Here is a 20,949-nt window from a genome sequence, read left to right as displayed (position 1 = left end):
TCAGTGTAGATATAGTTTGACATCAAATGATTTGGCGTAGAATGAATCGAGGAGCAGATGCAAGTTTTCGTCACGGGTGGCAGTGGATTCGTCGGGCAGCACCTGGTCAGGCGGCTGGTCGGCGCGGGTCACGACGTGCGTGCGCTCGCCCGCACGGACAGCGCCGCCGAACTCGTCGGTCGGGCCGGGGCCGAGCCAGTTCTCGGTGACCTGTCGGAACTGGTCAACAGTGATCCCCCACCGCACTGGACGTCGGCAATGCGCGGCGTTGATGCCGTCGTGCATGGCGCCGCCTACATGGCGTTCTGGGGTCCTGATGATGTCTTCCGCCGGGCCAACCTCGGGCCCAGTGTCGCCCTCCACCAGGTCGCCGCGTCCTCTGGAGTGAAGAGGTTCGTCTTGATCAGCGCCGCCAGCGTGGCCAGCGGCACCCAGCGCGCGCTGGTCGTCGACGAGCACACCGATGAAGGTCGGCCCAATATCGCCTACAGCCGCATCAAGCTCGCCACCGAGCGCATCCTGCTCAGCGCGGTCACACCGACGATGACGACGGTGGCGCTTCGGCCACCGTTCATCTGGGGTGGGGGCATGTCCACCCTGGACCAGTTCGTCGCAGCGGTGGAAGCCGGCCGGTTCAGCTGGATCGACAACGGCAGGCACACGGTCGACTTCGTCCACGTCGACAACCTCGCCGAGGCCGTCCGCCTCGCACTCACCCACGGCGGTGCCGGTCGCGCGTACTACATCACGGACGGCACGCCCATGCCGGCGCGGGATCTCTTCACCCCGCTACTGGCCACCCAGGGGGTCGACGTGAGCGCGGCCCGCAGTGTTCCGTTCGCGTTGGCGGCCCCCCTCGGGGCGCTCCTTGAAACAGGGGCGCGGCTGTTGCGCCGGCCTGAACCACCGATCCTGACGAATTGGATCACCACGTTCATGGGCCGTGACCGCAGCTACGACATCACCGCTGCAAGAACCGATCTCGGTTACACTCCGTCTGTCAACCTGGCCGACGGACTCGCGGAGATGGCGGACTCCCTGCCACGCTGAACTATTCCCACACCACCTCGTCGGGCGTCTTGTCCGGCCGCAGGCCCCGCCAGCTGGCCTGACGCAGCCGGTCGTCACCGGTGCGCTCGCTGTACCGGACCTCCCCGACCAGTTCGGGGCGGACGAAGGTGACGCCCTTGGCGTCCGGTCTGGGAAGCTCTGTGGCGAAGGGTGATTCGTCGGTGTGCAGTGGAGCGAGCGTTGTGCGCAGCGCAGCCAGCTCCTTCTCGGTGAAACCGGTGCCGACCCGGCCGACGAACTGCAGACCATCCTCGGTCGGGATGCCGAGCAGCAGGGCGCCCAGTCCGCTGGTGCGCCCGCCGTTGCCCTCACGCCAGCCTCCGATGACCACCTCCTGGGTGTTCCACAGCTTGTCCTTGATCCATGCGGCGGACCGGCGCCCCGGCTGGTAGGTGGAATCCCGCTTCTTGGCGACCACCCCTTCCCAGCGCTGCTCCTCGGCGTAGGCCAGCGCGTCGGGGCCGTCACCGTCGATCTGCGGGGGCACGATGATCCCGCCCTGGTCGGCGAGCGCCTCGAGCAGCCGCCTGCGGTCGGAGTACTTGGCCCGCATCAGCGATCGGCCGTCGAGGAAGACGATGTCGAAGGCCCAGAACTCGACCCGCGTGGACCGCTTGCGGTTCTGCATCTCGCGAAAACTGGGCACTCCGGACTCGTCCAGAGCCACCGCCTCCCCGTCGAGGATGACGTGATGCTCGGCCAGATCGGCTGCCAGCGCTTGGAATTGGGGATACTCGCCGGTCACGTCGCGGCCCCGGCGGGACCGCACGGCCAGTGTGCCGTGGTCCGCCTCGACCAGAACCCGGTATCCGTCCCACTTGCCCTCGAACGCCCACTGCTTCTCGGTGAGTCGCTCGACCGATCCCTCGGTGGTCAGCATCGGGAGCAGTTCGGCGAACGCGGCGCGCTTCTGGTCCTTCATCCGGTGCGCCAGCCAGTTCTTGCCGTCGGTCTGGATCAGCGCGTAGCGGCCCTCGATCTTGTCGCCGTGCAGCGTGACGATCACCTCGCCGCCGCGGCCGGGACCGTCGGGCGGGTTGTCGTTGAACTTCTCGGTCTCGTAGGTGCCGGTGTCCCAGATGTAGACCTCGCCGCCGCCGTACTCGCCCTTCGGGATCTCGCCGGCGAACGTCAGATACTCCATCGGATGGTCCTCGGTGTGCACGGCGAGGTGGTTCTCCGAGGGGGTGTCGGGCAGGTTCTTCGGCACCGCCCAGCTGACCAGGACACCGTCGCGTTCCAGCCGGAAGTCGTAGTGCAGCCGGCGCGCATGGTGTTCCTGGATGACGAACTTGTCATTGTTCCCTACCCGCGGGGCGTCGGCAGGCACGGGCTCCGGGGTCTTCGCGGTGTCGCGCATCCCGCGGTAGGTGGTGAGCCGGTCGGGGGCGGGCAGCGCCGGATCGAGGTCGGCCAGCAGGTCCCCGTCACGGTCCAGCCGGTCGAGCACCTCGTCGAAGGTCAGGTGGCGCAGGTCGGGATCGGTGATCTCGTCCCAGGTCCGCGGCGCCGCCACGGTCGGATGTTCCCGCCCCCGAAGCGAATACGGCGCGATGGTCGTCTTGTTCCCGTTGTTCTGGCTCCAGTCGAGGAAGACCTTCCCCTCGCGCAGACTCTTGGTCATCGTCGCGGTGACCTTCGTGGGCATCGTCTGCTCGAGTTGCACGGCCACACGTTTGGCGAGCACGGACGCACCCCGCGAACTGATCGGGTCATCGAGCGGCACATACAGATGCAGCCCCTTGCTACCGCTCGTCAGCGGGAACGTCTGCAGGCCGATGTCGGCGATCAGATCGCGCACTTCGTGGGCCACCTGGCACAGCTGCCGCATCGACACCCCCTCGCCGGGGTCGAGATCGAACACGATGCGCGTCGCCGGCCCCACCTTCTGGTCCACGAACCGCCATTGCGGTACATGCACTTCGAGCGCGGCCTGCTGCGCGATCCAGGCCAGCCCTTCGACCGTGTCGATGACCGGATAGGTGGTGGTGCCCGACTTGTGCGCGATCGTGCCGCGGTCCAGCCACTCCGGCGCCGACGAGGCCAGCTGTTTCTCGAAGAAGGAGCCCTCGGCCACGCCGTTGGGCCAGCGTTTACGCGTCACCGCGCGCTCGGCAATGTGCGGCAGCATCGCGGCTGCCACCTCGACGTAGTAGTCGAAGATCTCCGCCTTGGTGGTGCCCGTCGCCGGGTACAGCACCTTGTCCGGGTTGGTCAGCTTCACCCGGCCCACACAATCCACCACATCACGGTATTACCCGTTCCTCAGCCGGTAGCGTCGACACGATGCGGGCACTGGTCATCGGCGAGGCGCTGATCGACATCGTCGAGCGCGACGGCAACGTCACCGGAGAGTATGTCGGCGGTAGTCCACTCAATGTCGCGGTCGGGCTGGGCCGGCTCGGCCGGCCGGTCGATTTCCTGACCCACATCGCGACCGACACCCGCGGACAGCGGATCCGGGATTACGTCGAAGCATCTGGCGTGCAGTTGGTTTCGGGCAGCCTGTCCGCCGAGCGCACGCCGACGGCGCGCGCGATGCTGGACCCCGCGGGCACGGCGACCTACACCTTCGACATCGACTGGCAGCTCAGCGGTACGCCCGAGGCGGCGACCCCGGCAGTCCTGCACACCGGGTCGATCGCGACGGTCCTCGAGCCCGGCTGCCTCGCCACCGCGGCCCTGGTCGAGGCGTACCGCCCGTCGGCGACCATCACCTTCGACCCGAACATCCGCCCCGCCCTGATCGACGACCCGGATGCCGCGCGGTCGCGCGTCGACCGGCTGCTGGAACGGGCCGATGTCGTCAAGGTCAGCGACGAGGACCTGCGCTGGCTGGAGCCGGTTCGAACACCCGAGGAGGTCGCCTCGGCCTGGCTCGGAGCCGGTCCGTCGGTGGTGGTGGTGACCGAGGGCGCCGACGGCGCAGTGGCGATGTGTCGCGCAGGGAAAGTCCGGGTACCTGCAGGAAATGTGCAGGTGGTGGACACCGTGGGCGCGGGAGACGCGTTCATGACCGGGTTGATCGACGCGTTGTGGTCGCTCGATCTGCTCGGCGCGCAGCGGCGCTCGCGACTGCGCGCCATCGGCACCGACGCGCTCACCACCGCGGTCCGGGCCGCGACGCTCACCGCAGCGGTGACCGTGACCCGTTCCGGCGCGGACCTTCCCGACCGCGCCAGCCTCCGCCATGCGGCCGAATCATCGGACATACTGGGCTGATGCGATCCATTTGGAAGGGTTCGATCGCCTTCGGCCTGGTCAACGTGCCGGTGAAGGTCTACAGCGCCACCCAGGATCACGACATCAAGTTCCACCAGGTGCACGCCAAGGACAACGGCCGTATCCGCTACAAACGCGTCTGCGAACTCGACGGCGAAGAGGTCGAATACCGCGACATCGCACGGGCCTACGACTCTGACGACGGCCAGACCGTGATCATCAGCGACGACGACATCGCGACGCTGCCCGAGGAGCGCAGCCGCGAGATCGAGGTGCTCGAGTTCGTGCCCGCCGGCGACCTCGACCCGCTGATGTTCGACCGCAGCTACTTCCTGGAACCCGAGGGTAAGTCGTCGAAATCGTATGTGCTGCTGGCGAAGACGCTCATGGAGACCGATCGCGTGGCGATCGTGAACTTCGCGCTGCGCAACAAGACCCGGCTGGCCGCACTGCGCGTCAAGGACTTCAGCAAGCGCGACGTGATGATGATCCACACACTGTTGTGGCCCGACGAGATCCGTGACCCCGATTTCCCGGTGCTGGACAAAGAGGTCGAGATCAAACCCGCCGAGTTGAAAATGGCCAGCCAGGTCGTCGACTCGATGACCGACGACTTCAACCCCGACCGCTATCACGACGACTACCAGGAACATCTGCAGGAGTTGATCCAGGCCAAGCTCGAGGGCGGCGAAGCGTTCACCACCGAGGAACAGCCGACCGAACTCGACGACACCGAGGACGTGTCGGACCTCCTGGCCAGGCTCGAGGCCAGCGTGAAGGCGCGCAAGGAGCAGGGCGGCTCCAAGGAGCCTGCCAAGAAGGCGCCCGCGAAGAAGGCGGCGGCCAAGAAAGCCGCCAAGAAGGCCCCGGCGAAGAAGACCGCGGCCAAGAAGGCTGCCGCCAAGAAGTAGCAGCGCCAGCGGCACCCAGCCGTAGGACCTGCGCCGAGGGACCAAAGGCCCCCGGCAGCACACCCATCGGCACTATCCGAGGTGCCGTCGAAGCAGATGAACTGCTCTCAGCGGTTCTGCTGCTCTCCCGCTCCGGCGCGACCGGCGAGCCTGCCCACGGGTCGGCAACCGAGGGAGCGGAAGAGCCCACTCCAGAGAAGAGGCCCCATGAATTCTTGGCTGCGGCGCAGCGCCGTATCGGCCGTCGTGTTGGCATGTCTGCCGCTGATGGAACTCGCCTCACCGGCGGCTGGTCACGCCCAACCACCACCACCACCGCCGCCGTGCCCACCGGGCATGTACTGGAACTTCACGACGGTGATCTGCGAATTTCCTCCGCCCCCTGCCGTGTACGTCGATCCGTGGTTACCGGTCTGGGTCCCGGACCTCGTCGACGTCGACCTCGACCTCGACGTCCCGATTCCCGGGCCTCCGGGTATCGGGCCTCCCGGAATCGGGCCTCCCGGACCTCCCGGGGTCGGGCGTCCCGGGCCTCCGGGTGCGGGGCGCCCCGGACCAGCACCCCGACCGGGCGGCGGTGGTGGTCGGCGTGGTGGACGACGCTGAGGCCACTCGCGGAATGTCCGTCCGGGCGTCCGAGACAGTCACTCTTTTGAAGGAGAAGAATTCATGATGTTGTCCCCCAGAGGAATTCGGCCACATGCCGTGATGAGCGCCGTGGGCGCCGGCGCACTGGCCGGCGCGATGCTCTTCGGTGGAGCCGCGGTGGCAACTGCTCAACCACCGTCACCCAAGCCGCCGAACTGCACTCCCGCGGACTGGGCGGGAGTGCGGGCCGGAGTCGCCGCGGCCACGTCGGCCTATCTGTTCACCCATCCACCGGTGAACGACTTCTTCGCAACGCTCGAAGGCCAGTCGCGGGAGGAGATGCAACCCAAGGTGCAGGCGTACCTGGACGCCAACCCGCAGGTGCGAGCTGAGATGCAAGGCATCAAGCAACCCGCGGTCGACTTCCTGGACCGCTGCAAATAAGCCTGTCAGGCGCGCGCGATGAATGTGGCGAGCTGGATCGTGGGCCTGTCGCTCATCGTGCTCACCATCACCCTCCACACCACCGTGGTGGTGATGATGGCGTTCGGCATGGAATCGCGGATCCGCGCCCGCATCGAGAAGCACACGCTGGTTCCGCAGAAGGCGATTCCTGCCGTGATCGGGAGCATCGGATTCGTCGCCGTGGCCCTGGCCCTGATGCACGGGCTCGAGGGGGTGCTCTGGGCGTCGGCATACCGGTCGCTCGGCGCATTCGACTCGTTCGCCGACGCATCGGTCTATTCACTGGGAACCATGATCACCCTCGACATCCCGGGACTGGTGCTGCCGTCCCGGTTGCGGATGATCAGCGCGCTGGAGGCGGTCAACGGCGTCATGCTGTTCGGCATCAGCACAGCGTTCATCTTCGCCGTCATGCAGTCGTGCATCTCGTTGCTCGTCCGCCGACGATGACGCAGGACCGGCTCGTACCCACCTGATCGACAAAATAGAACGTGTTCCAGAAACCGCCCACGGCAGTGCCGCGGGCTTGCTAGCGTGACGGCCGTGATTCTGGACAGGTTCCGGCTCGACGATCAGGTGGCAGTGGTGACGGGGGCGGGCCGGGGTCTCGGCGCCGCGATGGCGCTCGCGTTCGCCGAAGCGGGCGCTGACGTGCTGATCGCCGCACGGACGCAGGCCCAACTCGAGGAGGTCGCCGAGCAGGTCGGCGCGACCGGACGGCGCGCGCACATCGTCGTCGCCGACCTCGCCCGCTCCGAGGACACCGCCGCGCTCGCCGCCGAGGCGGTGGAGGCGTTCGGCAGACTAGACATCGTCGTCAACAACGTCGGCGGCACGATGCCGAACGCCCTGCTGAACACCTCGGCGAAGGACATGCGCGACGCGTTCGCGTTCAATGTCGCCACCGCCCACGCGCTCACCGTCGCCGCGGCGCCGCTGATGATCGAGCACTCCGGCGGCGGCAGCATCATCAACATCACCTCGACGATGGGGCGGTTGGCCGGCCGCGGGTTCGCCGCCTACGGCACCGCCAAGGCGGCGCTGGCGCACTACACCCGGCTCTCGGCGCTCGACCTCGCGCCGCGCATCCGGGTCAATGCCATCGCCCCCGGTTCGATCCTGACCTCCGCGCTGGACATCGTGGCCAGCAACGATGCCCTGCGCACCCCGATGGAGCAGGCCACCCCGATGCGCCGGCTCGGCGACCCCCTCGACATCGCCGCGGCCGCGGTGTATCTCGCCTCCCCCGCCGGCGGCTACCTCACCGGTAAGACGCTCGAAGTCGACGGCGGCATCACCTATCCCAACCTCGATCTGCCCATCCCCGATCTGTAGAGGACACCCATGACGATTCGAGTCGCCGCCATCGGAACCGGAAACGTCGGCAGGCATGCGCTGACCCAACTGATCACCGACCCTCGGTTCGAGCTCACCGCGGTGTGGGTGTCGTCGGAGGCGAAGGCCGGCAAGGACGCCGCCGAGCTTGCGGGACTGCGGGATTCGACGGGCGTGCTGGCCACCACCGATCTGGACGCCGTGCTCGCCACCGGACCGGAGTGCGCGGTCTACACCGCGATGGCCGACAACCGGTTGCCCGACGCACTCGAGGACTACCGCCGGATCCTGAGCGCCGGGGTCAACGTCGTCGGCAGCAGCGCCGTGTTCCTCCAGTACCCGTGGGGGGTGCTGCCCGACGAGATGGTGGCACCGATCGAGGAGGCCGCGAAGGCCGGCAATGCGAGCGTCTTCGTGAACGGCATCGATCCGGGCTTCGCCAACGACCTGCTGCCGATGGCACTGGCGGGCACCTGTCAGAGCGTCGAGCAGATCCGCTGCATGGAGATCATCAACTACGACACCTACGACAGCGCGACGGTGATGTTCGACGTGATGGGGTTCGGCGGCAGCCTCGACGAGACGCCGATGCTGCTGATGCCCGGCGTCCTGAGCCTGGCGTGGGGATCGGTGGTGCGTCAGCTCGCCGCCGGTCTCGGCCTCGAACTCGACGAGGTGACCGAGACCCACGTACGGGTGCCGGCTCCAGAGGACTTCGACATCGCCTCCGGACACATCGCCGAAGGCACTACTGCCGCAATCCGTTTCGAAGTCCGCGGGATGAAGGACGGCGAGGTCGCCGTCGTCCTCGAACACGTCACCCGGTTGCGCGACGACCTGTGCCCTGACTGGCCGCAGCCGGCCCAACCGGGCGGTTCGTACCGGATCGAGATCACCGGCGAACCCTCCTACGCCCTGGATCTGTGCCTGCACAGCCCCAACGGCGACCACAACCACGCCGGCCTGGTGGCCACGGCAGCCCGTGTGGTGAACGCGATTCCGGCCGTCATCGACGCCGCACCCGGGATCGTCACCGCTCTCGACTTACCGCCCATAACTGGCAAAGGTCTGTACGCTAAGCCGTGACCACGCTGGGAAGGAACCCGTGAAGATGAAGGCTCGCCTGAGTACCCTCGCTGCTCTCCTCGTCGCCGGCGGCGCCTCTGTCGCGATCGCCGCCGCGCCTGCGGCACTGGCCCAACCGTCCTGTGTCGAGACCGGCCAGGGTGGCGGTTTCCAGGGCGGCTCGAACACCGATTGCCAGTCACCCGGCAACGCGCAGATCGACTCGCGTCCCGGCGTGTACGCAGAGCCCTGGGAGGGCGGCTTCCCATGGGGCTACGGCCCCATGGTCCTCTGACGGACGAACGGGAACGGCGATCGGAGACATGATGAGACGGCTCGTGCGCTGCTCCCTGGTCGCGGTCGCCGGCGTTGTCGTGACGCTCGGCAGTTCGGCCGTTGCCGGCGCGACACCCAAGTGCACTGACGTCGGCAAGACCGTCACGTGGTGCGAGACCAACGGCAGCACGCAACTCACCGCAACGCCGCCGCCCTGGAATTGGGGCGGCTGGCAGGGCGGGGATTACTACCCCTTCGGCGCGTTCGGCTTCTTCCCATGATCTGCGCACCCTCAGCGCACGCCTTGCCTTGATCGGGAGATTTCGGCTACCCTAACTTTTCTCTTCGAGCACTCGGACAGAAAAGGAGAGTGGTGGCTTCCGACGTCGATGCCCGGCCACGGCCCCTTTGGCTCCTGCTCGGACCCGCGTTCGTCGCGGCCATCGCCTACGTCGATCCCGGCAACGTCGCCGCCAACGTCAGCGCCGGTGCACAGTTCGGCTACCTGCTCGTCTGGGTGATCGTGGTCGCCAACGTGATGGCGTGCCTCGTGCAGTACCTCTCGGCCAAACTGGGACTCGTCACCGGCCGGTCGCTGCCCGAGGCCGTCGGAGCCCGGATGGGCAGGGGAACCCGGCTGACCTACTGGCTGCAAGCCGAACTGGTCGCCATGGCAACCGATCTCGCCGAAGTGGTCGGCGGGGCCATCGCGCTGTACCTCCTGTTCGACCTGCCGCTGTTGGTCGGCGGCGTCATCACCGGCGCGGTGTCGCTGATCCTGTTGCTGATCAGGGATCGCCGCGGCCAGAACGTCTTCGAGCGGGTCATCACCGGCCTGCTGCTGGTCATCGCGATCGGCTTCTTCACCAGCCTGATCGCGGCCCCGCCTGCCCTCGGACAGGCCGCCGCGGGCCTCGTGCCGCGCTTCGACGGACCGGAGAGCATCCTGCTGGCGGCCGCGATGCTCGGCGCCACCGTGATGCCCCACGCCGTCTACCTGCATTCGGGACTGACCCGCGACCGGCACGGTCATCCCCCGGCCGGCCCGATGCGGACGGCTCTGCTGCGCGCCACCCGATGGGACGTCGGAATCGCGATGCTCGTCGCCGGCGCCGTGAATCTGTCGATGCTGCTCGTTGCGGCGACCACGCTGCAGGGGGTGGACAACACCGATTCGATCGAGGGCGCGCACGACGCGGTGCGCAGCACCCTCGGGCCCACCGTCGCCCTGCTGTTCGCGATCGGACTGCTGGCGTCCGGACTCGCGTCCTCGTCGGTCGGCGCGTACGCCGGCGCGATGATCATGCAGGGTCTGTTGCGCCGCTCGGTGCCCCTGCTGGCCCGGCGGCTGATCACCCTGCTGCCGGCGCTGGTCGTGCTGGCGGCCGGCGTCGACCCCAGCCGCGCGCTGGTGCTGTCCCAGGTGGTGTTGTCGTTCGGCATCCCGTTCGCGCTGATCCCGCTGATCCGGCTGACCGGTGACGAGGCGCTGATGGGCAGCGACGTCAACAACAGAACGACCACGGTCCTGGGCTGGGTCGTCGCCGGGCTCATTAGTCTGCTCAATGTGGTGCTGATCTATCTGACAGTGACGAGCTGAATGGTTCGGCGGCACAGCTACTTCGCGTACGGGTCGAACCTGTCCGTACGCCAGATGGCGCAGCGCTGTCCCGAGGCCGCCGACCCGCAGCCGGCCACGCTCGTCGACCACGACTGGCTGATCAACGAGCGCGGGGTGGCCACCGTGGAACCGGTGCCCGGCGCGGTGGTGCACGGCGTGCTGTGGCGGCTGTCGGATCACGACCTGGCGAAGCTGGACAGTGCCGAAGGCGTCCCGGTGCGCTACCGGCGCGACGAGATGACCGTGCAGACCCGTCACGGCAGGCAGACGGCGTGGGTCTACGTCGACCACCGCATCGAGCCGGGCCCGCCACGCCCCGGCTATCTCGAGCGGATCCTCGAAGGGGCCCGCCACCACGGCCTGCCGACCCGGTGGATCGAGTTTCTGGAACGCTGGGATCCCGCCCACTGGCCGCAGCGCCGCAATCAACCGGATTCGATTGCGCCACAATCTCTTTCCGAGCTGTTGCAGACGCCCGGGGTGACCGAGGACTGCGAGCTGCGGTCGCGGTTCGGCTTCCTGGCCATCCACGGCGGCGGACTGGAGCAGATGACCGACGTCATCGCCCGCCGGGCCGCCGACGCGGCGGGTGCCTCGCTCTATGTCGTCGCGCACCCCGACCGCTACCCGCACCACCTGGCGTCGGCGCGCTACGACCCCGCCCAGTCCGAGCGGCTGGCCGCTTTCCTGGCCCACGTCGAGGTGGCCGTGTCGCTGCACGGCTACGGTCGGGTGGGCCGCAGCACCCATCTGCTCGCCGGTGGGCAGCACCGCGAACTCGCCCGGCACCTGGCCGCGCACGTCACCGTTCCGGGCTACCAGATCATCACCGACCTGGACGCGATCCCGCGCGAGCTGCGCGGTCTGCACCCGGACAATCCGGTCAACCGGGTGTGCGGCGGCGGCGCCCAGCTCGAGCTGTCGTCCCGGGTGCGGGGCATCAGCCCGCGCAGCGGCCTGCCCGGCGACGACGGTCTGGCGCCTGCGACGTCGGCGCTGGTACAGGGGCTGGCCACCGCGGCCCGCTCGTGGGACCTTCGCTGAGTCGCCATCCAGGCGCCGCGGAACAATCCACATCCCTCACCGCTCCGAATACAGGATGTGACTCAACAGTGTGCAGCTGATCGGCCGGGCGCGCTCGCCCGCGGCGAAAGCGGAGCCTCAGCGCTCTACCGCACCCGCATCACCCATTTGCGTCGCGCGCCGGTGCACCACTACTTCGAGCACCGCAGCTACAGCTGGTTCGTCGACCTCGACCGGATGCCGCGGTTGCCGCGCTGGCTCCGGCCGTTCGCGACCTTCGACCCCGCCGATCACCTGTGGGAGGCGCCGAACGACACCTTGCGCGGCCGCGTCGACGCGTTCCTTGCCGACAAGGACATCGACCTGGGCGGCGGCCGCATCACCGCGTTGCTGCAGCCGCGCGTGCTCGGGTTCGTGTTCAATCCGCTGACCCTGTACTGGTGCCACGACGCGTCCGGGTTGCTGCGCTACGTGATCGCCGAGGTGCAGAACAGCTGCGGCGGCCGCCACGCGTACCTGCTTCCGCCGTCCGCCGACCGGCCCGCGATGGTGACCAAGAAGCTCTACGCCTCCCCGTTCAACGACGTCGACGGCCACTACCTGGTGAGTGCGCCGCAGCCCGACGACAACCTCGACGTGCGGATCTCACTGCACCGTGACCACCATCCGGCGTTCGTCGCGACGCTGCGCGGGCACCGCAAGTCCGCGGGGATCCCCCAGATCGTCGCCATGCAGTTGGTCGCCCCGCTGGCCCCGCTGAGCAATGCGTTGAGCATGCGGGTGCAGGGCACCCTGCTGCGGTTACGCCGCGTCCCGGTGGTGCCCCATCCCAGCCTGGAGCGGGAGAAGGTGTATCACTCATGAGGGCCGGTGACACCGGATGACCAGTACGCTCGACGTCGCTTCCGAGGCCAGGCTGACGGCAGCCGCTAGGCTACCGCTCGTGACCGCCGAACTCGACGCATTGCTGCGCCAGGTGGCCCGCCAGGATGTGGACGCCTTCGCCGCGTTCTACGACCAGACCCGATCCCGGGTGTTCGGTCTGGTCACCCGCGTGCTGCGGGATCCGGGGTACAGCGAAGAGACGACTCAGGACGTCTACCTGCAGGTGTGGCGCAACGCCCACACTTACGATCCGGCCGCCGGCTCTCCGCTGGCGTGGCTGATGACGTTGGCGCACCGCCGCGCGGTGGACCGGGTGCGGTCCGAACAGGCGGCGAGCACCCGCGAGTCCCGCTACGGCGCCGCGAATGTCGAACCGCCTGCCGATCACGTCGCCGACGAGGTGATCCTCGATGACGAACGACGTCAGGTCGCCGACTGCCTGGGCTCCCTGACCGACACCCAGCGCGAGTGCATCCAACTCGCGTATTACGACGGTCTGACCTATGTGCAGGTTTCGGAGCGACTTGCGACCAACCTTGCCACCATCAAGTCGCGGATGCGTGACGCCATCCGCGGCCTTCGCCGATGCCTGGGGGTGACATGACCAGCCCAGAAGATCTGATGTCGCTCGCGACGCCCTACGCGCTGCATGCGCTCAGTGACGCCGAGGTCGATGACATCGACCGCCGACTGCGCGACGCACCAACGGGGGTCGCCGAGGCGTTCAGCTCCGAAGTCCGCGCCGTGCGGGAGACCATGGCGGTGATCGCCGAGGCGACCTCGGTCGAGCCGCCCGCCGAACTGCGCGCGCAGGTGCTCGCGCAGATCGCCGGCGACCCGGTGCGCACCCTGCGCCCCGGCACCCCGAAGCGTCGGCGCTGGACGACGTCCATGCTGGCCGCCGCGGCCGTGGTGGCCGTCGGCCTCGGAACGCTCGGAGTCGGTCTCGCGCTGCGCCCGAGCGCTTCGACGTCGACCGCCGACCAGGTGTTCGCCGCCCCCGATGTGCGCACGGTGTCCGGTGAGATTCCCGGAGGGGGCACCGCGACCGTCGTGTTCTCCCGCGAGCGGGACTCCGGCGTGCTCGTGATGAACAACGTGCCGCCGCCCAAGCCGGGAACCGTCTACCAGATGTGGCTGGTCGCCGCGGACGGTCCGCACTCGGCGGGCACCATGGACGCCAAGGCGGTGGCACCGTCAACGACGGCCGTGCTGCCGGACCTCGGGTCGTCGCGCTCCCTGGCGTTCACCGTCGAGCCGCCCGGCGGCTCAACGGAGCCGACCAGCCCCGCCTTCGCTGAACTGCCCCTGGTCTAGCTGGTCTCCAGCGTCGCCGCGGCCGCCTCGGCGAGCACGTCGGCGACGTCGTGACGTCGTCGCCAGGCCTGTCGTTGCCGCATCGCACCGTTGCCGCGCTCGGCAACGGCGGTGAGGCCGTACCTGACGAACTCGTGGTCGCCGGCCGCCTCGAGCGCGGGCCGCACCCGCTCGACCAGCCGCTCGAGCAGCGCCCGCATCGGCACCGTCGTCTGGTCGTCCAGGTCGACGCCTGCACCGTCGAACCCGTCGCGGGCCGCTTTCCAATAGGCGGCCTTGAGCACCCACGGCGGAAGCGGCGGCATCGGTTCGCCGCGCTCCTCGTCGGCGAGCGCCGTCATCACCGCACCCCGCACCAGAGAGGCGAACAGCACGGTCTCCGCCACCGTCGCCGGCACGTCGGCGACCCGGACCTCGACCGTCGGGAAATCCGCCGACGGCCGCACGTCCCAATAGACCATGCCGTCATCCCGGATCACGTCGGTGTGGCACAGCATCTGCACCGCGGCGTCGTACTCGTCGGCGGAGTCGAAGTGCGGCGGCGGACCGGCGCTGGGCCACCGCGCCCACAGCACGCTGCGCCAGCTCGAGTGGCCGGTGTCGGCGTTGCGGTAGATCGCCGAGTTCGCGGTCAGTGCAAGCAGCATCGGCAGCCACGGCCGCAACCGGTTGGCGACCGCGACCGCCGCATCGCGATCGGGCACCGCGACGTGCACGTGGCATCCGCAGATGCCCTGCTCGTGGGCGATCATGCCGAAGCGTTCGCCGATGTCGCGGTAGCGCGGCTTGTCGGTGATCGGGAACTCCCGCGGCAAGGTCGGGGGCAGCCCCACCGCGAGCAGACGCGCGCCCGCGCGCTGTGCGGCGTCCGCGGCAGTGCGCCGCAGATGGAACAGCTGATCACGCAGGCCATCGGTGGTGTCGACCACCTCCGTCGCGGTCTCCACCTGACAGCTGGTCAGCTCCAGCTGCAGGTCGACGCCCTGCTCGGCGGCATGGCCGGCGACCTCCCGGTTGCGGCCCACGGGCGCGCCGGATCCCGGATCGACGAGGAGGAACTCCTCTTCGACGCCGAGCGTGGGGATGTCTGCCATCATGCGGCCTTGAAAAATTTTGATCCGGCCCGTCGGATTGTTTCGACGACGGGCCGGATCTTCGCGGAAAAGACTGCAGCGTTCATGCCCGCGCGGTCTCTGATCCAAACCTGTCCCTACGATCGGATCGTGGCCACGAAGTTTCGATTCGGTATCGGCGTCATGCGCGGCACCTCACGGGAGAAGCTGACCGAATCCGCCCGTCGGGCCGAAGATCTCGGTTACGACGTGCTGCACGTGCCCGACCACCTCGGTGGACCGGCGCCGTTCCCGGTGATGACGGCGATCGCGATGGCGACCTCGACGCTGCGGGTGGGCACCTTCGTGCTCAACGCGGCGTTCTACCGGCCTGCGCTGCTGGCGCGCGACGTCGCCGCGCTGCGCGACCTGTCGGGCGGCCGGTTCGACCTCGGCCTGGGCACCGGGTACATGAAGGAGGAGTTCGAGGCGGCCGGCATTCCGTTCCCGACCGCGGGTGCCCGCGTCGACCACCTCCGGCAGACGTGCGAATACATGGCCGAGCACCTGCCCGACGTGCCGATCATGATCGCCGGTAACGGTGACCGGGTGCTGCGCCTTGCGGCACAGGCGGCCGACATCGTCGGCCTCACCGGGGGCGACCGCGCGCCCGGCGCCGGGGAGGACCCGCTGGCCGACCGCATCGCGTTCGTGCGCGACGCCGCCGGCGACCGCTTCGACGCACTCGAACTGAACATCGCGATCACCGCGATGCCGCTGGACGGATCGGGGATGCCCGACCTGACGATCCCGCGCCATTTCCTGCCGGGCTTGTCCGACGAGGAGCTGCTGCGCCACCCCGGCGTGCTGTCGGGATCGACCGCGGACATGGCCGAGCGGATCCGCGGTTACCGGGAGCGGTACGGCATCGGCTACGTCATCGTCCAGGACCGGCACGCCGAGGCGTTCGGCCACGTCATCGCGGCACTGGGGTAGCCCCCGCTACAGCCAGAGATAGAGCGCCGAGAGCAGCGCCCACATGCCCACGCAGTAGCCCTCGAACGCTGCCCGCAGCGCGATGGGGGCGTGCCGCAACTCCATGAAGTCGAGCCCGACCAGACGCACCTTGATCGCGGCGATGCCGAGCACCACGACGCCCACCGCTGAGCCGGTGCCGTGCTCGGCGCCCACCGCCCAGGACACGAGTGTCGCGGCGACCAGGATCAACCAGCTGACGCCGGCGCGGTTCTTCAGCAGCCTCAGGGCGGACATGTCAGCTCACCAGATACAGCAGTGCGAACAGGAAGATCCACAGCAGGTCCACCAGATGCCAGAAGCACGCCGCGCCTTCGACCAGCGCGGTCCGGGTGGCGCTGCGCTCGGCTCGTCGGGTCTGCGTGAGGACGAAGGTCAGCGCGCCCAGCCCGAGGCAGACGTGGAACAGGTGCAGACCGGTCAGGATGAAGTAGTAGAGGTAGAAGTGGTTGGCGCCCGGTCCGTGTCCCGCCGCGGCGAGGGCGACGTACTCGGTGACCTTCAGCGCGACGAATCCGATGCCGCAGGCGATGGCCGCTACGACGGCGCGGGTCGCCACGGCGCGGTGCCCGGCGCGCACCGCATTGAGCGCGAGCACCACCAGCAGCGAGCTGGTGAGCAGAACGAGGGTGTTGACGACTCCGACGCCGATGTGAAGTGTCGTCCGTGCGGCGTCGAAAACCTCTGGTGCACTGGCACGTTCGACCAGGAAGGTGACGAAGAAGGCGCCGAAGACAGCCATGTCGCCGAACAGGAAGACCCAGGTGCCGCTTTCGCCGGGCACCCGCCGCACGGTCGTCGTCACGCCGAGACGGCCTGCTCGGCAGTGATGGACTTGAGCATGACCGCCGTCGTGGCGAAGAGCCACACGACGAGCACCAGCCCGGGGATGTAGAACGCGAAAACACCGTTCCACGCCAGCGGCCCGTCGTTGAAGACCACCACGACGCAGCCGGGCAGCGACAGCGTCGCCACCCACAGATTGAGGTAGCCGTACCACCGCGGGAACGTCGGCGTCTCCGCCGTGTCGGTGAACGCGGCGATCGCGAGGGTGATGTTCTGGACGATGATCGTGCCGACGATCCCGATGAACCACAGCCAGAACACGTCGTTGAGGGCCTGGGTGAGTTCGGCCGACCGTTCCGCGGGGCGGTAGGCGGCGACGCCGAGAAAGAACTGCGGGAAGAGCAGCGCAGGCACGAACACGGTGGCGGCCATCAGCTGGGTCATCGAGAGCATGCCCCAGCCGCCTTCGGCGCGCCGGATGCGCAGCACGATCGCCGCCAGGAACGGCAGTGCCAGCGCAGCGCTGAGCAGCGCGCCGGACACGCCGAACCGGATCCAGAGCTTGTGGTCGACGAAGAACGCGGCGATCTCGTCAGCCGGCGCTGCGGGCGACAGCGGCGGGAAGAGCTGCGCGACGCCGGAGAAGCTGGCGCCGTAGAGGAGGATCATGATGCTGCCCGACCAGGCGCCGATGCGTTGCAGTGTCAGCTCCACGGTCGGCACGCTACCGGCGGCCGACCGATGTTTTGACATTTTTGCCATATGCGGCGGGGTGAGGTGGAGCGCCGCAGCCCGGTAAGCTCCCACCGTCGCCCCCGTAGCTCAGGGGATAGAGCACGGCTCTCCTAAAGCCGGTGTCGCAGGTTCGAATCCTGCCGGGGGCACTTCACGTCGAACTTGTCGAGCCGAACTAGTAGATTCGCCGTCAGGTGTACGTGTTCAGCCCTCGCACTACTGCACCAGCAACCCATGAGGAACCGCATCAGGTGATAGTTGTGTCTGACGAAACCACACAAGCCGACGGGCATACCGCTCTTCCCTCCGACCGCCTCTTCGCACTCGACGCCATCCCCATGGACGGCGTCGTCGTGCTGGCCGCCCGTGGCGAGGTCGACCTCACCACCGCGCCGGTGCTCGCCGACGCGATCGCAAGCCATCTCGCCGCCGCGCCGTACGGCCTCATCGTCGACCTCTCGAACGTCGATTTCCTGGCCTCGGCGGGCATGACGGTCCTGCTCGAGGGACATCAGAGCGCTCGCCGATCCGAGAAGCGGTTCGGCGTCGTCGCCGATGGCCGGGGAACGAGCCGGCCCATGAAGCTGATGGGCCTGGACCGAGAACTCAGCCTCCACGCCACCCTGTCCGACGCGCTCTCGGACTTCCGCTGACGGCGCCGACGGTTCGGTTCTAGGAGTCAGCCGTGAACAGCCGCACCAGGAACAACGTCACGATCACCGGTGTCGATGACGCGCCCGTTCTGCTTCTCGCCCACGGTTTCGGCTGCGATCAGAATCTGTGGCGTCCCGTCGTCGAGCGGCTGAAGAACGATTTCACACTGGTTCTCTTCGATCATGTCGGCTGTGGGGCATCCGATCCCGCTGCCTGGGATCCCGACAAATACTCGTCGTTGAACGGCTATGCCGATGACGTCGTCGAGATCCTGCACGACCTCGATCTCAGTGATGTCAACATCGTGGGCCACTCCGTCGCGGCGATGATCGGCGCGCTGGCCTCCATCAAAGACCCATCTCGGTTCGCCAAGCTGGTGATGCTAACGCCCTCGCCGCGCTACGTCGACGACGGCGACTATCGCGGCGGTTTCTCAAAAGGCGACATCGACGAACTCCTCGAGTCACTCGAGTTGAACTATCTTGGCTGGTCACATGCCATGGCGCCGGTCATCATGGGCAACCCCGACCGCCCCGACCTGCACGAGGAGCTTGAAGCATCGTTCTGCCGGACCAACCCCGACCACGCGCGCGTGTTCGCCCGAGCCACGTTCCTCTCCGACAACCGCGACGATCTCGCCCAGATCTCGCTGCCCACCATGATCATCGAGTGCCTCCACGACGCGATCGCACCCCGCGCCGTCGGTGCCTACGTGCACCAACACATCCCCGGCAGTCAACTGACGACCTTGGACGCGACGGGGCACTGCCCCCACGTCAGTGACCCCGACGCCACCGCGGCGGCCATCGCGGACTTCGTTCGAGCGACGTGACCGCCTCCGAGGCCGAAGACTTCTGGGACAACGCCCCGTCGGGTCACCTGGTCACCCACATCGACGGTCGCATCATCCGCGCCAACAACAGGTTGATCCGATGGCTCGGCGTCAAGCCGGGTGCGCTGGACGGCAAGTCGATCGGTGACCTGCTGACACCGGGCAGTCGCATCCACTACGACACGCACTTCGGTCCCCTACTCCGTATGAGCGGTGAACTCGCCGGTGTGACAGTCGATTTCGTTGGCCCCAGCGGGAATCGTCTGCCGATGTTCCTCACCGCCAACATCAGGACCGGCGCCGACGGGAGCGCGGAACTGGTCCGAGTCACTGCGGTCGACGCGACGGACCGACGCTCATACGAACGCGAACTCTTGGCTCAGCGCAAGCAGGCCGAAGCGGACAGGGCGCGTGTCGCGCTGTTCGCCGACACCTTGCGCCGTTCGCTGCTGCCGCCGGTCCTCGCACCGCCGACTGGACTGGACGCCGCCGACTACTACTACGCGGCATCGGTCGACGACATCGGAGGCGACTTCTACGACCTGTTCCCCTTGTCCAGCGCGACATGGGGGTTCTTCTTGGGAGACGTCGTCGGGAAGGGCGTCGACGCTGCCGTCATCACCGGGCTGGCGAGGTACGTGCTCCGATCTGCCGCAGTATCGGACCAGAATCCCGTTCGGGTGCTCCACAATCTGAACTCGGTGCTCGAGCAGAAGGTGGACGTCCGAGGAAGCAGGCTGTGCACCCTGATATACGGCAATCTGACCAAGCAGGGCGACGGTTTCGACGTCGAACTGGCCAGCGGCGGCCACCCGCCACCGCTACTGCTCGCCAGTGACGGCAGCGCTCACTACGCAGACACCGTCGGAGGTCAGGCCGTCGGCATGACGGTGACGCCGCACTTCGTGGCGAGTCGATTTCACTTGGGGCCTGGGGACACCCTGGTGCTCTACACCGACGGGTTGACCGAAGCGAGCACCGGCACGGGTCGTGAGCGCTACGACGACGACGGGGCCTTGCTCAGTTTCGCCAAGGCACATTCACCGGCGTCCGCAGCCTCGATCGTCGAGGCGGTGAGCACGCTTCTGGAGGGCATGGGGTCAGGCGTCGAGGATGACACCGCGCTGCTTGCCTTCGGCGTGCCACCTCACGCGCCTGAGCACCTGTGAGGTCGCAGCGCCGAGTGTCCGCTTTCTGACGCATCGCGCGAGTGGCGGCGTCACAAACCGTACGTTCGGCGCGTCATTTACCGCGGGTGTCGATGACCCGCTGCGCGATGTCGGTCAGCTTGGTGTTGCTGTCCTGCGACAGCCTGCGCAGCATGTCGAACGCCGCCACGTCGTCGACGTTGTAGCGCTCCATGATGATGCCCTTGGCCTGCCCGATGCGGTCGCGAGTGGACAGCGCCGACTGCAGCTGCTCGTTCTGCCGACTGGCCATGATCGCCGCCGCGGCATGGGCGGCCAGGATCGCCCCGATGTTCTCGTCCTTGCCCTCGAAGGCGTTCGGCTTGAGCGCGAAGAGGTTCAGCGCACCGGCAGTCTGCGAGCTGGTGTAGAGCTTGAACGACAGGCCGCTGCGCACGCCGAGCTCGGCTGCCGCGGCCGAGTACCGCGGCCACCGCTGCTCGGCGGCGAAGTCGTCGGCCCGCACGATGGGCTCGTCGAGCGCGGCCTCCAGGCACGGACCTTCCTGAAAGGTCATCTGCAGCCGGTCGAGTTCGTGGGGCAACTCGGAGGTCCCCGCGACTGATTCGAACCGGCCCGCCTTGCCCACGAACAGCACACCGCACGCGTCGGTGGTCGGGATCAACTCCATCACTTCGCGCGTGACGTCGTTCAACACGTCGTCGACGCTGCGCGGCGCCGCCGCCGCCCGGGCCAGCTCAGCCATTCGCTGAGCGAGCTCTTGATTTGTCGGCTCCGTCATGACCGAGATAGTTCCCTCATCGAGGTGAACGTACACCGGCGGGGGTTTGCCCTGCTGACTTGCGGGCAATGCAGGCCCGCAGACAGGTGCCTCGGTCGACCAAGGCCCCTGTTAGGTCTCGTCGGTTCAGACCTGAAGCCGGCGGGA

The 20,949-nt window shown here is 68.0% G+C and carries 24 protein-coding genes and 1 tRNA gene; 19 read left to right on the top strand and 6 right to left on the bottom strand.

From position 1 onward, the window contains the following. The first annotated feature begins 57 nt into the window (after positions 1-57). Positions 58-1,050, top strand: a complete 993-nt coding sequence (locus G6N45_RS09730) for an NAD-dependent epimerase/dehydratase family protein (protein WP_163721898.1) — start codon at positions 58-60, stop codon at positions 1,048-1,050. Between the two features lies 1 nt (position 1,051). Here the strand turns inward: G6N45_RS09730 and G6N45_RS09725 are convergent, their stop codons facing one another. After that, the gene (locus G6N45_RS09725; protein ID WP_163721897.1) at positions 1,052-3,316 is read right to left on the bottom strand and encodes an ATP-dependent DNA ligase; all 2,265 of its coding nucleotides are present in this window, start codon (positions 3,314-3,316) and stop codon (positions 1,052-1,054) included. 41 nt (positions 3,317-3,357) lie between these two features. Here G6N45_RS09725 and G6N45_RS09720 point away from each other — a divergent pair, with 41 nt between their 5' ends. The 13 genes from G6N45_RS09720 to G6N45_RS09655 all read left to right on the top strand — a co-directional run bounded on the left by G6N45_RS09720 (position 3,358) and on the right by G6N45_RS09655 (position 13,779). Next, positions 3,358-4,293, top strand: a complete 936-nt coding sequence (locus tag G6N45_RS09720) for a carbohydrate kinase family protein (protein ID WP_163721896.1) — start codon at positions 3,358-3,360, stop codon at positions 4,291-4,293. Then, complete coding sequence (gene ku, locus G6N45_RS09715; protein WP_163721895.1) at positions 4,293-5,204, top strand: non-homologous end joining protein Ku; 912 nt, start codon at positions 4,293-4,295, stop codon at positions 5,202-5,204. The genes G6N45_RS09720 and ku overlap by 1 nt, the downstream gene beginning before the upstream one ends. A 669-nt stretch (positions 5,205-5,873) precedes the next feature. Then, complete coding sequence (locus tag G6N45_RS09705) at positions 5,874-6,236, top strand: heme-binding protein (RefSeq protein ID WP_163721893.1); 363 nt, start codon at positions 5,874-5,876, stop codon at positions 6,234-6,236. 18 nt (positions 6,237-6,254) lie between these two features. Continuing rightward, positions 6,255-6,707: a hypothetical protein gene (locus tag G6N45_RS09700; protein ID WP_163721892.1), complete on the top strand. Its 453-nt coding sequence runs from the start codon at positions 6,255-6,257 to the stop codon at positions 6,705-6,707. Between the two features lie 93 nt (positions 6,708-6,800). Continuing rightward, positions 6,801-7,592 (top strand): SDR family oxidoreductase, encoded by a 792-nt coding sequence (locus G6N45_RS09695; RefSeq protein ID WP_163721891.1) that lies wholly within the window; start codon positions 6,801-6,803, stop codon positions 7,590-7,592. A 9-nt stretch (positions 7,593-7,601) separates the two neighbouring features. Next, on the top strand, positions 7,602-8,678 hold the full coding sequence (locus G6N45_RS09690) for an NAD(P)H-dependent amine dehydrogenase family protein (RefSeq protein ID WP_163721890.1): 1,077 nt from the start codon (positions 7,602-7,604) through the stop codon (positions 8,676-8,678). 25 nt (positions 8,679-8,703) lie between these two features. Next, positions 8,704-8,952, top strand: coding sequence for a hypothetical protein (locus tag G6N45_RS09685; RefSeq protein ID WP_057148517.1), 249 nt, complete (start codon positions 8,704-8,706; stop codon positions 8,950-8,952). Positions 8,953-8,983: 31 nt separating this feature from the next. After that, positions 8,984-9,214, top strand: coding sequence for a hypothetical protein (locus G6N45_RS09680; protein WP_057148518.1), 231 nt, complete (start codon positions 8,984-8,986; stop codon positions 9,212-9,214). A 92-nt stretch (positions 9,215-9,306) separates the two neighbouring features. Next, positions 9,307-10,533 (top strand): Nramp family divalent metal transporter, encoded by a 1,227-nt coding sequence (locus tag G6N45_RS09675; RefSeq protein ID WP_163721889.1) that lies wholly within the window; start codon positions 9,307-9,309, stop codon positions 10,531-10,533. Further along, positions 10,534-11,598, top strand: a complete 1,065-nt coding sequence (locus G6N45_RS09670) for a poly-gamma-glutamate hydrolase family protein (RefSeq protein ID WP_163721888.1) — start codon at positions 10,534-10,536, stop codon at positions 11,596-11,598. A gap of 57 nt (positions 11,599-11,655) precedes the next feature. Then, positions 11,656-12,441 carry a DUF1365 domain-containing protein gene (locus G6N45_RS09665; RefSeq protein ID WP_179965305.1) on the top strand — a complete coding sequence of 262 codons (786 nt, stop codon included), beginning with the start codon at positions 11,656-11,658 and terminating at the stop codon, positions 12,439-12,441. A 16-nt stretch (positions 12,442-12,457) separates the two neighbouring features. Beyond that, positions 12,458-13,066 carry a sigma-70 family RNA polymerase sigma factor gene (locus G6N45_RS09660; protein WP_163721887.1) on the top strand — a complete coding sequence of 203 codons (609 nt, stop codon included), beginning with the start codon at positions 12,458-12,460 and terminating at the stop codon, positions 13,064-13,066. Continuing rightward, positions 13,063-13,779 carry an anti-sigma factor gene (locus G6N45_RS09655; protein ID WP_163721886.1) on the top strand — a complete coding sequence of 239 codons (717 nt, stop codon included), beginning with the start codon at positions 13,063-13,065 and terminating at the stop codon, positions 13,777-13,779. Before G6N45_RS09660 ends, G6N45_RS09655 begins: the two co-directional genes overlap by 4 nt. Here G6N45_RS09655 and G6N45_RS09650 read toward each other — a convergent pair. Next, on the bottom strand, positions 13,776-14,873 hold the full coding sequence (locus tag G6N45_RS09650; protein WP_163721885.1) for a glutamate--cysteine ligase 2: 1,098 nt from the start codon (positions 14,871-14,873) through the stop codon (positions 13,776-13,778). The two genes, G6N45_RS09655 and G6N45_RS09650, sit on opposite strands and share 4 nt — an antisense overlap. A gap of 129 nt (positions 14,874-15,002) precedes the next feature. On the opposite strand from G6N45_RS09650, the gene G6N45_RS09645 reads away from it, so the two are divergent. Continuing rightward, positions 15,003-15,827 carry an LLM class F420-dependent oxidoreductase gene (locus G6N45_RS09645; protein ID WP_163721884.1) on the top strand — a complete coding sequence of 275 codons (825 nt, stop codon included), beginning with the start codon at positions 15,003-15,005 and terminating at the stop codon, positions 15,825-15,827. A 6-nt stretch (positions 15,828-15,833) separates the two neighbouring features. Here G6N45_RS09645 and G6N45_RS09640 read toward each other — a convergent pair whose 3' ends face one another. The 3 genes from G6N45_RS09640 to G6N45_RS09630 are packed head-to-tail and all read right to left on the bottom strand — an operon-like array spanning position 15,834 to position 17,414. After that, positions 15,834-16,103 (bottom strand): cytochrome C oxidase subunit IV family protein, encoded by a 270-nt coding sequence (locus tag G6N45_RS09640; RefSeq protein ID WP_163721883.1) that lies wholly within the window; start codon positions 16,101-16,103, stop codon positions 15,834-15,836. Position 16,104: 1 nt separating this feature from the next. Next, positions 16,105-16,671 (bottom strand): cytochrome c oxidase subunit 3, encoded by a 567-nt coding sequence (locus G6N45_RS09635; RefSeq protein ID WP_163721882.1) that lies wholly within the window; start codon positions 16,669-16,671, stop codon positions 16,105-16,107. Further along, the gene (locus tag G6N45_RS09630; RefSeq protein WP_179965304.1) at positions 16,668-17,414 is read right to left on the bottom strand and encodes a hypothetical protein; all 747 of its coding nucleotides are present in this window, start codon (positions 17,412-17,414) and stop codon (positions 16,668-16,670) included. Before G6N45_RS09630 ends, G6N45_RS09635 begins: the two co-directional genes overlap by 4 nt. Before the next feature lie 49 nt (positions 17,415-17,463). Here G6N45_RS09630 and G6N45_RS09625 point away from each other — a divergent pair. From G6N45_RS09625 to G6N45_RS09610, 4 genes are all read left to right on the top strand, one after another. Then, a tRNA-Arg gene (locus tag G6N45_RS09625) sits at positions 17,464-17,536 on the top strand. Between the two features lie 189 nt (positions 17,537-17,725). Continuing rightward, entirely contained in the window at positions 17,726-18,040 is a 315-nt protein-coding gene (locus G6N45_RS09620) for an STAS domain-containing protein (protein ID WP_163728151.1), read from the top strand. Between the two features lie 32 nt (positions 18,041-18,072). Next, a complete protein-coding gene (locus G6N45_RS09615; protein ID WP_163721880.1) occupies positions 18,073-18,873 on the top strand; it encodes an alpha/beta fold hydrolase in 801 nt (266 codons plus the stop codon). Further along, the gene (locus G6N45_RS09610; protein WP_163721879.1) at positions 18,870-20,042 is read left to right on the top strand and encodes a PP2C family protein-serine/threonine phosphatase; all 1,173 of its coding nucleotides are present in this window, start codon (positions 18,870-18,872) and stop codon (positions 20,040-20,042) included. The genes G6N45_RS09615 and G6N45_RS09610 overlap by 4 nt, the downstream gene beginning before the upstream one ends. Before the next feature lie 73 nt (positions 20,043-20,115). On the opposite strand, the gene G6N45_RS09605 is transcribed toward G6N45_RS09610, so the two are convergent. After that, on the bottom strand, positions 20,116-20,802 hold the full coding sequence (locus tag G6N45_RS09605; RefSeq protein WP_163721878.1) for a GAF and ANTAR domain-containing protein: 687 nt from the start codon (positions 20,800-20,802) through the stop codon (positions 20,116-20,118). Positions 20,803-20,949: the final 147 nt, after the last annotated feature.

Origin of the sequence: Mycolicibacterium psychrotolerans, from assembly GCF_010729305.1 — a bacterium.
In the GTDB taxonomy this organism is placed as follows: domain Bacteria; phylum Actinomycetota; class Actinomycetes; order Mycobacteriales; family Mycobacteriaceae; genus Mycobacterium; species Mycobacterium psychrotolerans.
The sequence above is the reverse complement of the archived record's forward strand: the minus strand, read 5'-3'. Positions and strand labels throughout refer to the sequence as shown.

Coding starts and splice junctions, on each gene's coding strand:
- G6N45_RS09730 (WP_163721898.1), top strand. CDS start 58: ATGCAAGTTTTCGTCACGGGTGGCAGTGGATTCGTCGGGCAGCACCTG.
- G6N45_RS09720 (WP_163721896.1), top strand. CDS start 3,358: ATGCGGGCACTGGTCATCGGCGAGGCGCTGATCGACATCGTCGAGCGC.
- ku (WP_163721895.1), top strand. CDS start 4,293: ATGCGATCCATTTGGAAGGGTTCGATCGCCTTCGGCCTGGTCAACGTG.
- G6N45_RS09705 (WP_163721893.1), top strand. CDS start 5,874: ATGATGTTGTCCCCCAGAGGAATTCGGCCACATGCCGTGATGAGCGCC.
- G6N45_RS09700 (WP_163721892.1), top strand. CDS start 6,255: ATGAATGTGGCGAGCTGGATCGTGGGCCTGTCGCTCATCGTGCTCACC.
- G6N45_RS09690 (WP_163721890.1), top strand. CDS start 7,602: ATGACGATTCGAGTCGCCGCCATCGGAACCGGAAACGTCGGCAGGCAT.
- G6N45_RS09685 (WP_057148517.1), top strand. CDS start 8,704: ATGAAGGCTCGCCTGAGTACCCTCGCTGCTCTCCTCGTCGCCGGCGGC.
- G6N45_RS09680 (WP_057148518.1), top strand. CDS start 8,984: ATGAGACGGCTCGTGCGCTGCTCCCTGGTCGCGGTCGCCGGCGTTGTC.
- G6N45_RS09670 (WP_163721888.1), top strand. CDS start 10,534: ATGGTTCGGCGGCACAGCTACTTCGCGTACGGGTCGAACCTGTCCGTA.
- G6N45_RS09660 (WP_163721887.1), top strand. CDS start 12,458: ATGACCAGTACGCTCGACGTCGCTTCCGAGGCCAGGCTGACGGCAGCC.
- G6N45_RS09655 (WP_163721886.1), top strand. CDS start 13,063: ATGACCAGCCCAGAAGATCTGATGTCGCTCGCGACGCCCTACGCGCTG.
- G6N45_RS09650 (WP_163721885.1), bottom strand. CDS start 14,873: ATGGCAGACATCCCCACGCTCGGCGTCGAAGAGGAGTTCCTCCTCGTC.
- G6N45_RS09640 (WP_163721883.1), bottom strand. CDS start 16,103: ATGTCCGCCCTGAGGCTGCTGAAGAACCGCGCCGGCGTCAGCTGGTTG.
- G6N45_RS09630 (WP_179965304.1), bottom strand. CDS start 17,414: ATGGCAAAAATGTCAAAACATCGGTCGGCCGCCGGTAGCGTGCCGACC.
- G6N45_RS09620 (WP_163728151.1), top strand. CDS start 17,726: ATGGACGGCGTCGTCGTGCTGGCCGCCCGTGGCGAGGTCGACCTCACC.
- G6N45_RS09605 (WP_163721878.1), bottom strand. CDS start 20,802: ATGACGGAGCCGACAAATCAAGAGCTCGCTCAGCGAATGGCTGAGCTG.